Annotated in this window: 12 protein-coding genes; 8 read left to right on the top strand and 4 right to left on the bottom strand. The window is 60.7% G+C overall.

All coding sequences use genetic code 11. The features are described from left to right. Window positions 1-100 precede the first annotated feature (100 nt). From metF to metB, 3 genes are all read right to left on the bottom strand, one after another. Complete coding sequence (gene metF / locus ACMGGK_RS24530) at window positions 101-997, bottom strand: methylenetetrahydrofolate reductase (RefSeq protein WP_004931071.1); 897 nt, start codon at window positions 995-997, stop codon at window positions 101-103. Window positions 998-1,225: 228 nt separating this feature from the next. Continuing rightward, entirely contained in the window at window positions 1,226-3,661 is a 2,436-nt protein-coding gene (locus ACMGGK_RS24525) for a bifunctional aspartate kinase/homoserine dehydrogenase II (protein ID WP_049299575.1), read from the bottom strand. Window positions 3,662-3,663: 2 nt separating this feature from the next. Beyond that, window positions 3,664-4,824 carry a cystathionine gamma-synthase gene (gene metB, locus ACMGGK_RS24520; RefSeq protein WP_015379413.1) on the bottom strand — a complete coding sequence of 387 codons (1,161 nt, stop codon included), beginning with the start codon at window positions 4,822-4,824 and terminating at the stop codon, window positions 3,664-3,666. 304 nt (window positions 4,825-5,128) lie between these two features. On the opposite strand from metB, the gene metJ reads away from it, so the two are divergent. Continuing rightward, on the top strand, window positions 5,129-5,446 hold the full coding sequence (gene metJ, locus ACMGGK_RS24515) for a met regulon transcriptional regulator MetJ (RefSeq protein WP_004931076.1): 318 nt from the start codon (window positions 5,129-5,131) through the stop codon (window positions 5,444-5,446). A 77-nt stretch (window positions 5,447-5,523) separates the two neighbouring features. Here the strand turns inward: metJ and rpmE are convergent, their stop codons facing one another. Next, window positions 5,524-5,739, bottom strand: a complete 216-nt coding sequence (gene rpmE / locus ACMGGK_RS24510; RefSeq protein ID WP_004931078.1) for a 50S ribosomal protein L31 — start codon at window positions 5,737-5,739, stop codon at window positions 5,524-5,526. Between the two features lie 200 nt (window positions 5,740-5,939). Here rpmE and priA point away from each other — a divergent pair, with 200 nt between their 5' ends. The 7 genes from priA to rraA all read left to right on the top strand — a co-directional run bounded on the left by priA (window position 5,940) and on the right by rraA (window position 13,997). Then, window positions 5,940-8,135, top strand: a complete 2,196-nt coding sequence (priA, locus tag ACMGGK_RS24505) for a primosomal protein N' (RefSeq protein WP_420277415.1) — start codon at window positions 5,940-5,942, stop codon at window positions 8,133-8,135. A 291-nt stretch (window positions 8,136-8,426) separates the two neighbouring features. Then, window positions 8,427-9,455, top strand: a complete 1,029-nt coding sequence (cytR, locus tag ACMGGK_RS24500) for a DNA-binding transcriptional regulator CytR (protein ID WP_004931082.1) — start codon at window positions 8,427-8,429, stop codon at window positions 9,453-9,455. Window positions 9,456-9,520: 65 nt separating this feature from the next. Further along, window positions 9,521-10,456 carry a cell division protein FtsN gene (gene ftsN / locus ACMGGK_RS24495; protein WP_028128088.1) on the top strand — a complete coding sequence of 312 codons (936 nt, stop codon included), beginning with the start codon at window positions 9,521-9,523 and terminating at the stop codon, window positions 10,454-10,456. Between the two features lie 102 nt (window positions 10,457-10,558). Next, a complete protein-coding gene (gene hslV, locus ACMGGK_RS24490; RefSeq protein ID WP_004931085.1) occupies window positions 10,559-11,089 on the top strand; it encodes an ATP-dependent protease subunit HslV in 531 nt (176 codons plus the stop codon). A gap of 12 nt (window positions 11,090-11,101) precedes the next feature. Continuing rightward, a complete protein-coding gene (gene hslU / locus ACMGGK_RS24485) occupies window positions 11,102-12,436 on the top strand; it encodes an HslU--HslV peptidase ATPase subunit (RefSeq protein WP_004931086.1) in 1,335 nt (444 codons plus the stop codon). A gap of 82 nt (window positions 12,437-12,518) precedes the next feature. Next, a complete protein-coding gene (locus tag ACMGGK_RS24480; protein WP_016929715.1) occupies window positions 12,519-13,436 on the top strand; it encodes a 1,4-dihydroxy-2-naphthoate polyprenyltransferase in 918 nt (305 codons plus the stop codon). Window positions 13,437-13,511: 75 nt separating this feature from the next. Further along, entirely contained in the window at window positions 13,512-13,997 is a 486-nt protein-coding gene (rraA, locus tag ACMGGK_RS24475) for a ribonuclease E activity regulator RraA (protein ID WP_004931090.1), read from the top strand. Window positions 13,998-14,050 lie beyond the last annotated feature (53 nt).

The following is a 14,050-nucleotide window of genomic DNA, read 5'->3' as shown; positions in this document are numbered from 1 at the left end:
CCTCATCGCGGCCCCGTTTATCGGGGCCGTTTTTTTATGCCTTCCCCCACAAAAAAGGGCGCCGCGGTAAAGCGGCGCCCTTTTAAATGGAACAGACCCGTCAGGCGGCGGCCACCGGACGCACGCCCAGCGTGTGGCAGATGGCGTAGCTCATCTCGGCGCGGTTCAGCGTATAGAAGTGGAAATCTTTCACCCCTTCGCGGCTGAGGATCTTCACCATGTCCATGGCGATGTTGGCGCCGACCATTTTGCGGGTCTCCGCATCGTCGTCCAGCCCTTCGAACATGCTGGTCATCCAGCTTGGCACCCGCACATTGGTCATGGTGGCGAAGCGCTGCAGTTGCTTGAAGTTGGACACCGGCAGAATGCCCGGCACGATTTCCACGTCGATACCGGCGGCGACGCAACGGTCGCGGAAGCGCAGGTAGCTCTCAACGTCGAAGAAGAACTGGGTGATGGCGCGACTGGCGCCGGCGTCGATCTTGCGTTTCAGGTTAATCAAATCGGCCTGGGCGCTCTTCGCCTCCGGGTGCACTTCCGGGTAGGCGGCGACGGAAATGTCGAAGTCGCCCACGTCTTTCAACAGCGCCACCAGATCGGTCGCGTACATGTCCGGCTTGCCGCCGCCCGGCGGCAGATCGCCGCGCAGCGCCACGATATGGCGGATGCCGCTGTTCCAGTAGTCGGTCGCGATGTCGCGCAACTGCGCCGGGCTGGCGTCGATGCAGGTCAGGTGCGGCGCAGCCTCCAGGCCGGTGCGCTCCTTGATCCCCTTGATGATGCTGTGGGTGCGATCGCGCTCGCCGGAGTTGGCGCCGTAGGTGACGGAAACGAATTTAGGTTTGAGGATGCTCAGACGATCGATCGACTGCCACAGGGTCTCTTCCATCTCGCTGGTGCGTGGCGGGAAGAACTCGAATGATACGTTAATCTGGCCGTTCAACTCCGCCAGACTCTGATTCAGCGCTTCCCGCTGGTTTGCGTGGAAAAAACTCATACCCTGCTCACCTCTTATCGATCACTGTTTTTATTTCATCTTGATGAGCGTCTATACGTTTAGACGTCTAGATAGAAAATGCCGCATGTTGGCTAAAGAGTCAACAGGAAAATGAGGGGAATAAGATGATTAATCCTCACCCGCTCAACGAGGGAATTTCATGATCGCGACAAAGATAAGTATGGCAGGAAAAGCCAAGGGGCGCGGTGAACCCGCGCCCGCAGAGGATTAAAGCAGCTGCGCCAATCGGTTAAGGTCTGACTGGATCGCGCCGGCGGTGACGTCGCGGCCGGCGCCCGGCCCGCGGATCACCAGCGGATTATCGCGATACCAGCGGCTTTCGATGGCGAACACGTTGTCGCACGGCAGCAGCGAGGCCAGAGGATGCTCAGGGCGCACTGCCTCCACGCCGACCCGCGCCTTGCCGTTGGCGTCGAAACGCGCCACGTGGCGCAGCACCAGGCCCATTTCGCTGGCGGCCTCAAAGCGCTGCTGCATCTGCTGGTTCAGCGCCTCACCGTTCTCGAAGAACTGATCGACGGAGCCCAGCTCGCAGCCCGCCGGCACCAGCGACTCGACCCGCACCTGGTTCGGTTCAATGTCGTAGCCCGCTTCGCGCGCCAGGATCACCAGCTTGCGCATCACGTCCTGGCCGGAGAGATCGACCCGCGGATCCGGTTCGGTGAGCCCCTGCTGCCAGGCCTGATCCACCAGCTCGGTAAACGGCACCGTGCCGTCATACTGCAAGAACAGCCAGGAGAGCGTGCCGGAGAAGATGCCGCTGATCGCCAGAATGCTGTCGCCGCTGTCGCGCAGATCGCGCACCGTGTGGTTGACCGGCAGGCCGGCGCCGACGGTGGCGTTGTACAGCCAGTGGCGGCCGGTTTTGGCGAAGGCGTCGCGAATTTGGCGATAGCTGTCGCTGCACGAGGCCCCCGCCAACTTGTTGGCGCTGATCACGTGGAAACCGTGGCTGGCGAAATCCAGATACTGCCCGGCCAGCTCTTCGCTGGCGGTCACGTCAAGCACCACCAGATCGTCGAACGGGTGCGCACGCATCCACAGGAACAGCGATTCTTCATCCAGCTCCTGCGCTTCGTCCTCAAAGAATGCCAGCGCGCGGCTGGCGTCCAGCCCGTCATAGTTCAGCAGGCTGCGGCGGCTGTCCACCACCCCCGCCAGGATAAATTCGAAGCCGCTGCGCGCGGAGATATTGGTCTGCTCACGGGCGAACAGCTCCAGCCAGCGGGATCCGATATTGCCCTTGCCGAACAGCACCAGACCGATGCGCTTCTCGGCGCGGAACAGGCTTTGGTGCAGCCCCTGGATCAGCAGCGCGGTCGGCCCCTGGCGCAATACCGCCACCAGGCTGATGCCATCTTCCGCCTGCCAGATGAACTCGACCGGCTGATCTTTCAACTGCTGATAGAAACGGTGGCTGTGCAGCGGGTTCTTGCACACCCCGGCGCCGACCATCGCCACCAGCGCCAACCCTTCGCGCAGGCGCAGCTCGCCTGGCAGCGCCGCGGCCTGCAGCGTCACCAGCGCGCTGTTGACCACCTCGGAGGTGTAGCACAGCTGCACCCGATTGCGGTCAGGGTGGATGCCCACCGCCAGCGGTTTGATCTGCGCGCGCTTGAGCACCAGATCCAACTCTTTCTGCGCCAGTTTGAAGTCATGCTGAGCGGCGACGTGCAGTTCAATCAGGCACACGTCATCGTGGCTGGTGACAATCTTGGCGCCGGTACCGGACGCCAATACGCGCTCGATGCGCGTCGAGCCCTGCTCCGGCTGATAGCTGCAGCGCAGCTGAAGATCGATATCGCTGCCGGAGACCGGCTGCAGAGTACGGGTGTGCAACACCGGCGCCGCCAGACGCGCCAGCTCGCTGGCTTCGTCCAGACGCAGCAGCGGCAGCAGGCAGGCGTCTTTCACCTTGCGCGGATCGGCGCTGTATACCCCGGCCACGTCGCTCCAGATGGTGACGCGAGCAGCACCGGCCAACGCGCCGACCTGAGTGGCGGAGTAGTCGCTGCCGTTACGCCCCAACAGCACGGTTTCCCCGGCGTCATTGCGCGAAATGAACCCGGTCACCACCAGGCGTTTGCCCGGATGTTGAGCCAACAATTGCTGCAGCAATGGGTAAGAACGGCCTTCATCCACCTGCGGCTGCGCGGCGCGCTCGGCGCGCAGGAAATCACGCGCGTCCAGCCAGGCCGCCTGCATATCCAGATGGTTGAGCACCGCCGCCATCAGGCGCGCCGACCAGATCTCGCCGTGCCCGACCACTTCGGCATAGCACACGTCGTCGACGTTGCCGTCCAGCAGCGCCGCCAGACGTTCCAGATCCTGAATGAACTCGGCGATCAGCGGCTCGGCGCTTTCCGGCGGCAACAGGCCGCTGATAAGATCGCTGTGATAGCGACGCAACGTCTGCTGCACCTGGTGCGCAGACAGGCGATCGCTCTGGCTGAGCTTCAGCCAGTTGATCAACTGGTTGGTGGTACTGCCGGCGGCCGATACCACCATCATGTCGCCCGGCTGGCTGTATTCCGCCATAATCCCGGCCACACGCAGATAACACTTCACATCCGCCAGACTGCTGCCGCCAAACTTGTGCAGTTGACGCCCGCTCACCGGCCCTGCTACAGCAATTGCATTCATGCTTACCTCGTTGCCGCCGCCTGGAAAGCGCGTTCCAGATCGGCAATCAAATCTTCACTGTCTTCAATACCCACGGAAATGCGCAGCAGGCTCTCGGAGATGCCGGCCGCTGCCCGCGCCTCCGCCGCCATGCCGGCGTGAGTCATGGTCGCTGCATGCGAGATCAGGCTTTCTACGCCGCCCAACGATTCTGCCAGAGTAAACAGCTCAAGGGCAGAGAGAAAACGGCGCAGCACCGCTTCATCGCCGTCCAGTTCAAAACTCAGCATCGCGCCGAAACCGCGCTGCTGACGGCGGGCGATCTCATGCCCCGGATTCTCCGGCAGGGAGGGATGATACAGCTTTTTCACCAGCGGTTGCTGCTGTAAATAGTCAACAATCGCTTCAGCATTTTGTTGCGCCGCCTTGATGCGCGGCGACAGCGTGCGCATGCCGCGCAGCAACAGATAACTGTCGAACGCGCCGCCGGTCACGCCAATGTTGTTCGCCCACCAGGCCAGCTCGACCGCCAGCTCGGGATCTTTGGCAATCACCGCCCCGGCCACCACGTCCGAATGCCCGTTCAGGTATTTGGTGCAAGAATGGACCACCAGATCGGCACCGAGTTCGATCGGCTGTTGCAGGGCCGGGCTGAGGAAGGTGTTGTCCACCACCGTCAACGCGCCCGCCGCATGCGCGGCAGCGCAGATCGCCGCGATGTCCACCACCCGCAGCAGCGGATTGCTGGGGCTTTCTATCAGCACCAGCTTCGGCTTTTGCGCCAGCGCCTGCTGCAGGGCTTCTTCATTACCCTGATCGACGAACAGCACGCGATAGGCGCCGCGCTTGCTCAGGCTGTCGAACAGCCGATAGCTGCCGCCGTAGCAGTCGTGCGGCGCCACCAGCAGATCGCCGGGCTTCAACAACACGGTGGTCACCAGATGGATCGCCGACATCCCGCTGCCGGTCATCACCGCGCCGGCGCCGCCTTCCAGCTCCGCCAACGCGCGCTGCACTACGTCGCGCGTCGGGTTGCCGCGTCGCGAGTAGTCATGGGCTCGGGGTTGGTTGAAGTCGGTAAAGTTATAGGTGCTGGAAAGATGAATCGGCGGGACAACGCAGCCGTACTGTTCGTCGTCGTTCAGGCCGCTGCGTACGGCAATCGTGGCTGGTTTACGCGTCATGGGCTCGCTCGGCTCTCGGTTCGGTGGATGAGGCCTAAAGAGTAATCGCAGGATTGATAGACGTCAATACATCTGGACATCTAAACTTCTTTGCGTATAGATTGAGCAATGACACAATACCCGCTAAAATTATGCCGATATGACATGACGATAAGATGTTAAGCGGCAATGCCTGGCCGAAGCGGGGCATTCAGTGACCCTGGTCGCGTAAAATTGACATTTATTTAGTGAGAACAGTGAAGATCGGGCATAATTGGCCGGTTTTTAGAATTTTGTAATTTTTCTGACAAAGTTAAGGTGTCCCATGGCTGAGTGGAACGGCGAGTATGTCAGCCCTTACGCTGAACACGGTAAAAAAAGCGAGCAAGTCAAAAAGATCACGGTATCCATTCCGCTGAAGGTCCTGAAAATCCTCACCGACGAACGGACCCGTCGCCAGGTGAACAACCTGCGCCACGCCACCAACAGCGAACTTCTGTGCGAAGCGTTTCTGCATGCCTTTACCGGCCAGCCGCTGCCGAACGATGAAGACCTGCGCAAAGAGCGCAGCGATGAAATCCCGGAAGCCGCAAAAGCGTTGATGCGCGAACTGGGTGTCGATCCCGATACCTGGGAATATTGAGAACCGCCCGGCGAACGCCGGCGGCAGAAAAGAAAAAAGGCGCCCAGGGCGCCTTTTTCATCGGTCGATAAGAAATCTTATTTCTTAGCGCCTGGTACGCTGAAACGCTTGTTGAAGCGGTCAACGCGGCCACCGGTAGCAACGTCACGCTGCTTGCCAGTGTAGAACGGGTGGCATGCGCCACAAACGTCCAGGTTCAGATCGTGGCCCACGGTGGAGCGGATCTTCATCACGTTACCGCAAGAGCAGTTAGCAGTAACTTCTTCGTATTTTGGGTGGATACCTTGTTTCATGGGAAACCTCAGTTAAGGCCGTGTCGCTATCCAGCCCTGTTTCGCCAGACACCACACGTGGTTGATAATAGAATTTTGGTATCGAATTATACCAAAGGCGGCAAATTATACAGCATTAGTCGGGGCGCGCAATCGGAACCGTACATTTGCCGATGCGCCGTGTAAACTGATGCCCACTTTTTTTCAATTTGGATGAGATCATGCCCGTCGTACACGTTGCTTTGCCGGTCCCCCTCGCCCGCACCTTCGACTATCTGCTGCCGCCCGGCATGCAGCCGGTGGCCGGCGCGCGCGTGGGCGTGCCCTGGGGCAGGCAGCATGCAATCGGCATCGTCACCGGCTGCAGCGACACCAGCGAACTGCCGCTGGGCAAGCTCAAGCCGATCGACAGCGTGATCGACACCGAGTCGCTGTTCTCTCCCAGCCTGTGGCGCATCCTGCGCTGGGCCAGCGATTACTATCACTATCCCATCGGTGAAGTGCTGTTCCATGCGCTGCCGATCCTGCTGCGCCAAGGCAAACCGGCCGAGGCCGCGCCGCTGTGGCAGTGGTTCGCCACCGAAGAGGGGCGCGCCACCCCGCCCGAAAGCCTGAAACGCGCGCCGAAACAGCAGCAGGCGCTGGCGGCGCTGCTGCAACGCCCGGTCTATCGCCATCAGGTCAGCCAGCTTGAGCTGACGGAAAGCGCTCTGCAGGCGCTGCGCGCCAAAGGGCTGATCGACCTGCGCGCTCAGGTCGCGGCCACCCAGGACTGGCGCCCCAACTTCGCGGTGCTGGGCGAGCGGCTGCGGCTGAATACCGAACAGGCCACCGCCGTCGGGGCGATCAGAAGCGAGGATGAGCAGTTCGCCGCCTGGCTGCTGGCCGGGGTGACCGGCTCCGGCAAGACCGAGGTGTACCTCAGCGTGCTGGAAAACGTGCTGGCCAAAGGCCGACAGGCGCTGGTGCTGGTGCCGGAAATCGGCCTGACGCCGCAAACCATCGCCCGCTTTCGCGAGCGCTTCAACGCGCCGGTGGACGTGCTGCACTCCGGGTTGAACGACAGCGAGCGGCTGGCGGTTTGGCTGCGCGCGCGCAGCGGCGAAGCCGCCATCGTCATCGGCACCCGCTCGGCGCTGTTCACGCCATTCCGACAGTTGGGCGTGATCATCATCGACGAAGAGCACGACAGCTCTTATAAACAGCAGGAAGGCTGGCGCTACCACGCCCGCGATCTGGCGGTGTTCCGCGCCCGGGAAGAAGACATCCCGATGGTGATGGGCTCCGCCACGCCGGCACTGGAAACGCTGCACAACGTGCAACTGGGCAAATATCGCCAGTTGAAGCTCACCCAGCGCGCGGGCAACGCCAAACCGGCGGCGCAGCATCTGATCGATCTGAAAGGGCTGCCGCTGAAGGTCGGCCTGTCGCAACCGCTTTTGAAAAGCATGCAGCACCATTTAAAAGCCGGCAACCAGGTGATGCTGTTCCTCAACCGCCGCGGTTACGCTCCGGCGCTGCTGTGCCACGAGTGCGGTTGGATCGCCGAGTGCCAGCGCTGCGATCACTACTACACCTTCCACCAGCATCAGCGCCAGCTGCGCTGCCACCACTGCGACAGCCAGCGACCGGTGCCGCACCAGTGCCCGCAGTGCGGCTCCACCCACCTGGTATCGGTCGGCGTCGGCACCGAACAGCTGGAACAGGAGCTGGCGCCGCTGTTCCCCGACACGCCGATCACCCGCATCGATCGCGACACCACCAGCCGCAAAGGGGCGCTGGAGCAACACCTGGCGGATATTCATCGCGGCGAAGCGCGCATTCTGATCGGCACGCAGATGCTCGCCAAAGGCCACCATTTTCCCGACGTCACGCTGGTGGCGTTGCTGGACGTGGACGGCGCGTTGTTCTCCGCCGACTTCCGCTCCGCCGAGCGTTTCGCTCAGCTGTATACCCAGGTCTCCGGCCGGGCGGGCCGCGCGGGCAAACAGGGTGAAGTGCTGCTGCAAACCCACCATCCGGAGCACCCGCTGCTGCAGGTGCTGCTGCAACAGGGTTACGACGCCTTCGCCAAACAAACGCTGGCGGAGCGCAATAGCGTGTTTCTGCCGCCCTACACCAGCCACATCATCGTGCGCGCCGAAGATCACGACAACCAGCAGGCCCCGTTGTTCTTGCAGCAGCTGCGCAATCTGTTGGAAGCCAGCCCGCTGAAGGACGACTCGCTGTGGGTGATGGGCCCGGTGCCGGCGCTGCAATCAAAACGCGGCGGCCGTTTCCGCTGGCAGCTGCTGCTGCAGCACCCGACGCGGCGCGTCCTGCAACAGCTGATGAAAAGCTCGCTGCCGCTGATCGGCACCCTGCCGCAAACGCGCAAGGTGAAATGGACGCTGGATGTCGATCCGATCGACAGCTGATCCCGGAAAAGTCCGATTTAGCTGCCGCAGTGCAAACGTTTACCCTTGAAATTGCGAGCGAACGCTAAAAAACCTTCTCAGGTCACATTTTTTATGCAAATTAGGTAACAAAGGCGGGGCGTATTCTGTTTAGAATGTCTGCGAGGGCAAATTTTGTCGCCACATCGCAGCGCGACGGAGTGCCCGAACGCGAGTGGCGCTCAATGACAACAATCCCGCCACCGCATGCCGGACATTGTGAGCAAACAGCAGTAGTGGCGTCGGCATGGGGCTGACGCAAGGAGAAAGGCGTTGGAACACAAGAAAGAGTTATCCATGGCGACCATGAAAGACGTCGCCGAAATGGCGGGCGTTTCAACGGCTACCGTATCGCGTGCGCTGATGAACCCGGAAAAGGTGTCAACGCCAACGCGCCAGAAAGTGGAACAGGCCGTGCTGGCCGTGGGTTATTCTCCTCATGCTCTGTCACGCAATATCAAACGCAACGAATCCCGCACCATCCTGGTGATCGTGCCCGACATCTGCGATCCGTTTTTCGCCGATGTGATCCAGGGGATCGAACAGACCGCGGCCCAACAAGGTTATCTGGTGCTGATCGGCGACTGCGCGCAGCAAAATCAGCAAGAGCGCACCTTCGTCAATCTGATCATCACCAAACAGATCGACGGCATGCTGCTGCTGGGCTCCAACCTGCCGTTTGACGCCAGCAAGGAAGAGCAGCGCAACCTGCCGCCGATGGTGATGGCCAACGAGTTTGCCCCCGAGCTGGAACTGCCGACGGTGCACATCGATAACCTGACCGCCGCCTTTGAAGCCGTGCATTATTTGCATCAATTGGGCCACCGGCAGATCGCCTGCGTCGCCGGGCCGGAACAGATGCCGCTGAGCCATTATCGGCTGCAGGGTTACGTTCAAGCGCTACGTCGTAATGGCATTACCGTCGAAAGCAGCTATATTACCCGGGGTGATTTTACCTACGAAGCCGGCGCGCAAGCGCTGACGGCGCTGATGGCTCAGCCGAAACCGCCGACGGCGGTGTTCTGCCACAGCGACGTCATGGCGATCGGCGTGCTGTCCCAGGCGAAGAAAATGGGGCTGCGGGTACCGCAGGATCTGTCGATCGTCGGCTTTGACGACCTCAAGCTGGCGCAGTATTGCGATCCGCCGCTGACCACGGTGGCGCAGCCGCGTTTCCAGATAGGCCAACAGGCGATGTTATTGCTGTTGGAGCAGTTGAACGGCCAGACGGTGGCCAGCGGCTCCCGGCTATTGGACAGTGAATTGATTATCAGAGGCAGCACCGCTGCCCCGAAACGCTAGTCAAATATTTTAGGGTTCAGTAACATGACGGACTTATCCTCTCATCAGGACACAGCGGAATAATAGTGGCACAAAAAGACTATGTAAGCCGTGGGCGCGCAGCAGGAGCTAAGCGTAAAACCCCCAGCCGTAAAAAACGCAGTTCTCCGAAGGTTTCCAAAACCGTGCTGGCGTTAGCCGCCGCGTTGCTGGTTGTCTTTGTCGGTGGCCTCTATTTCATTACGCACAACAAGCCGGAAGACGCGCCGTTGTTGCCTGCGCACACCACGCGCCCAGGCAACGGCCTGCCGCCGAAGCCGGAAGAGCGTTGGCGCTACATCAAAGAGCTGGAAAACCGGCAGATCGGCGTGCAAACCCCGACCGAACCGACGGCCGGCGGCGAGCTCAATTCCAAAACTCAGTTGACCGCCGAACAGCGGCAGTTGCTGGAACAAATGCAGGCCGACATGCAGCAGCGCCCGACGCAGTTGAACGAAGTGCCGTATAACGATCCGGGCCAGGCCAACGCGCGCAGCAACCGCCAGCAGCAACAGATGCAACAACAGCAAATGCAGCAGCAGCCGGTACAGCAACAGCAGCAGGTTACCCAGGCGCCGCGCAACCCATTCAACAACGGGGCCGCCACCGCGCCGGTGCAGCAGCACCAGCAGCCGAAGCCGGTCACCCCACCGCCGGTGCAGGTGAAACAGCCTGAGCCGAAGCCGCAACCGAAGCCGGAGCCGAAACCGGAAGTGAAACAGGACACGGCCAAGCAGGACACCAAGCCGGAATCGAAACAGAAGTGGATGGTGCAATGCGGTTCGTTCCGCGCCACCGATCAGGCTGAATCCGTGCGCGCGCGCCTGGCGTTCGAAGGCATCGAGAGCCGCATCACCGCCGGCGGCGGTTGGAATCGCGTGGTGCTCGGCCCCTACAGCAGCCGCGCCGCAGCGGATAAAACCCTTTCACGCCTGAAGGGCGTCGGCATGTCGAGTTGCATTCCCCTCTCCGTTGGGGGTTGAAAAGCGTCAATCCCCCCCCATCTATACTCTCAATATGCCTCGTAGCGTCTGCGAAAGCAGGCGCTGCGGGGACTTCTTTCCGTCTTTAACGAGGGTCTGCTCGTGACAACAATTGTAAGCGTACGCCGCAACGGCCAGGTCGTCATCGGTGGTGATGGCCAGGCAACCCTGGGTAATACGGTGATGAAGGGTAACGTCAAGAAAGTGCGTCGCCTGTATAACGACAAAGTGATCGCCGGTTTCGCCGGTGGCACCGCTGACGCCTTCACGCTGTTTGAACTGTTTGAACGCAAACTGGAAATGCATCAGGGCCACCTGGTGAAAGCCGCCGTCGAACTGGCGAAAGACTGGCGCACCGACCGCATGCTGCGCAAGCTCGAAGCGCTGCTGGCGGTCGCCGATGAAACCGCCTCGCTGATCATCACCGGCAACGGCGATGTGGTGCAGCCGGAAAACGATCTGATCGCCATCGGCTCCGGCGGCCCGTACGCCCAGGCCGCCGCCCGCGCCATGTTGGAAAATACCGAGCTGAGCGCCCGCGACATCGTTGAGAAATCCCTCAACATCGCCGGCGATATCTGTATTTACACCAACCATTTCCACACCATTGAAGAATTGCCTTCCAAAGCGTAAGGATCGAATACCATGTCTGAAATGACCCCGCGCGAGATCGTCAGCGAACTGGACAGCTATATCATTGGCCAAAACAAGGCCAAACGCGCTGTCGCCATTGCCCTGCGCAACCGCTGGCGCCGGATGCAGCTCAACGAGATGCTGCGTCACGAAGTGACCCCGAAAAACATTCTGATGATCGGCCCGACCGGCGTCGGTAAAACCGAAATCGCCCGTCGTCTGGCGAAGCTGGCCAACGCGCCGTTCATCAAGGTTGAAGCCACCAAGTTCACCGAAGTGGGCTATGTGGGCAAAGAAGTGGACTCCATCATCCGCGATCTGACCGATGCCGCCATCAAAATGGTGCGCATGCAGTCGATCGAGAAAAACCGCACCCGCGCCGAAGAGTTGGCCGAAGAGCGCATTCTCGACGTGCTGATCCCGCCGGCCAAGAACAACTGGGGCCAGCCGGAAGAAAATCAGGAACCGTCCGCCGCCCGCCAGGCATTCCGCAAGAAACTGCGCGAAGGCCAACTGGATGACAAAGAGATCGAAATCGATCTGGCCGCCGCGCCGATGGGCGTGGAAATCATGGCACCTCCGGGCATGGAAGAGATGACCAACCAGCTGCAGTCGATGTTCCAGAACCTCGGCGGCCAAAAGCAAAAACCACGCAAGCTGAAGATCAAAGAAGCCTTCAAGCTGCTGGTGGAAGAAGAAGCCGCCAAGCTGGTAAACCCGGAAGAACTGAAAGAGCAGGCGATCGAAGCGGTTGAGCAGCACGGCATCGTGTTTATCGATGAGATCGACAAAATCTGTAAGCGCGGCGGCCAAAGCTCCGGCCCGGACGTTTCCCGCGAAGGCGTACAGCGCGATCTGCTGCCGCTGGTGGAAGGCTGCACCGTGTCCACCAAGCACGGTATGGTGAAGACCGACCACATCCTGTTCATCGCCTCCGGCGCGTTCCAGACCGCCAATCCGTCGGATCTGATCCCGGAACTGCAGGGCCGTCTGCCGATCCGCGTTGAGCTGCAGGCGCTGACCACCGAAGATTTCGAGCGCATCCTGACCGAGCCGAGCGCGTCGCTGACCGAACAGTACAAAGCGCTGATGGGCACCGAAGGCGTCAATATCGAGTTCACCGCCGACGGCATCCGCCGCATCGCCGAAGCCGCGTGGCAGGTCAACGAAAGCACCGAGAACATCGGCGCGCGTCGTCTGCACACCGTGCTGGAGCGTCTGATGGAAGATATTTCCTACGATGCGAGTGAAATTAATGGCCAATCCATTACAATTGATGCGGATTACGTGCGCAGTCATCTGGATGAACTGGTGGCGGATGAAGATTTGAGTCGTTTTATCCTATAATCGCTCAATCATTGTCTTGTCAGTCATCTGTGTGGGAGGCATTGCCTCCCACTATTATTTCTAACGGACACAGAAGCGAAACATGAGCTCATCAACCCCCACCACCCCGATCTCCGCCTGGCTGGAAAGTCTACGCCCCCGCACCCTGCCGCTGGCCTTTGCCTCCATTGTGGTCGGCTCGGCAATCGCCGCCTGGCACGGCAGCCTGAAACCTGAAGTGGCGCTGCTGGCGCTGTTGACCGCCGGCCTGCTGCAGATCCTCTCCAACCTGGCGAACGACTACGGCGATGCGGTCAAAGGCAGCGACAAAGAAGATCGCATCGGGCCATTGCGCGGCATGCAGAAAGGCATGATCACCCAGGCGCAGATGAAACGGGCACTGGTGGTGACGGTAGTGCTGATCGCCCTCGCCGGCTGTTCGCTGATCGCCGTCGCCTGCGAGCAACCCAGCGACGTGGTGGGCTTTCTGGTGCTGGGCGGGCTGTCTATCGTGGCAGCCATCACCTATACCGTCGGCAACAAGCCCTACGGATATTTGGGGTTGGGCGACATCTCGGTACTGGTGTTCTTCGGCTGGCTGAGCGTGGCCGGCACCTACTATCTGCAAACGCACACCTTCGACAGCGTGGTGATGCTGCCTGCCACCGCCTGCGGCCTGCTGGCGACGGCGGTGCTCAACATCAACAATCTGCGCGATATCGAGAGCGATCGCGAAAACGGCAAGAACACGCTGGCGGTGCGTCTCGGCCCGCACAAGGCGCGCATTTACCATGCCCTGCTGCTCGGCGGCGCAGTGCTGTGTTTCGCGCTGTTTACGCTGTTCAACCTGCACAGCCCGTGGGGTTGGCTGTTCGTGTTGGCGATCCCGCTGCTGACGCGCCACGGCCTGCGCGTGCTGCGCGATCCGACGCCGGTCGGCATGCGGCCGATGCTGGAACACATGGTCAAAGCGGCGTTGCTGGCCAACCTGCTGTTCGCCATCGGCGTGGCGCTCAGTTAAAAACTGATGATTTTGCCAACAGGGCGAATAAAGGGATATACTGAACATTCCAGCGGCAAACAGACGTAAAATCCTATGAAATACGATACTTCCGAACTTTGCGACATCTATCATGAAGAGGTGAACGTTGTTGAACCTCTGTTCTCCAATTTTGGCGGGCGTACTTCATTTGGCGGGCAGATCACCACGGTGAAATGCTTTGAGGATAACGGCCTGTTGTTCGATCTGCTTGAAGAAAACGGCCGCGGCCGCGTGCTGTTGGTCGACGGCGGCGGTTCGGTACGCCGGGCGCTGATCAACGCCGAACTGGCGCGCTTGGCCGCCCAGAACGAATGGGAAGGCATCGTGGTGTACGGCGCGGTGCGCCAGGTGGACGATCTGGAAGAACTCGACATCGGCATTCAGGCGATGGCGGCGATCCCGGCGGGTGCCGTGAGCGAAGGCGTGGGCGAAAGCGATATCCGCGTCAACTTCGGTGGCGTCACCTTCTTCTCCGGCGACCACCTGTATGCCGACAACACCGGTATCATCCTCTCCGAGGACCCGCTCGACATCGAGTGATTTCCGGTCATGAAAAAGGGCGCCTGAGGCGCCCTTTTCGTTGCTGCATGGCG

Origin of the sequence: Serratia sp. BNK-33-b (assembly GCF_048684565.1) — a bacterium.
Classification (GTDB): domain Bacteria; phylum Pseudomonadota; class Gammaproteobacteria; order Enterobacterales; family Enterobacteriaceae; genus Serratia; species Serratia marcescens.
This window is presented reverse-complemented; position numbering and strand designations above follow the sequence as displayed.

Coding starts and splice junctions, on each gene's coding strand:
- metJ (WP_004931076.1), top strand. CDS start 5,129: ATGGCTGAGTGGAACGGCGAGTATGTCAGCCCTTACGCTGAACACGGT.
- metB (WP_015379413.1), bottom strand. CDS start 4,824: ATGACGCGTAAACCAGCCACGATTGCCGTACGCAGCGGCCTGAACGAC.
- priA (WP_420277415.1), top strand. CDS start 5,940: ATGCCCGTCGTACACGTTGCTTTGCCGGTCCCCCTCGCCCGCACCTTC.
- metF (WP_004931071.1), bottom strand. CDS start 997: ATGAGTTTTTTCCACGCAAACCAGCGGGAAGCGCTGAATCAGAGTCTG.
- ACMGGK_RS24525 (WP_049299575.1), bottom strand. CDS start 3,661: ATGAATGCAATTGCTGTAGCAGGGCCGGTGAGCGGGCGTCAACTGCAC.
- rraA (WP_004931090.1), top strand. CDS start 13,512: ATGAAATACGATACTTCCGAACTTTGCGACATCTATCATGAAGAGGTG.
- ACMGGK_RS24480 (WP_016929715.1), top strand. CDS start 12,519: ATGAGCTCATCAACCCCCACCACCCCGATCTCCGCCTGGCTGGAAAGT.
- hslU (WP_004931086.1), top strand. CDS start 11,102: ATGTCTGAAATGACCCCGCGCGAGATCGTCAGCGAACTGGACAGCTAT.
- rpmE (WP_004931078.1), bottom strand. CDS start 5,739: ATGAAACAAGGTATCCACCCAAAATACGAAGAAGTTACTGCTAACTGC.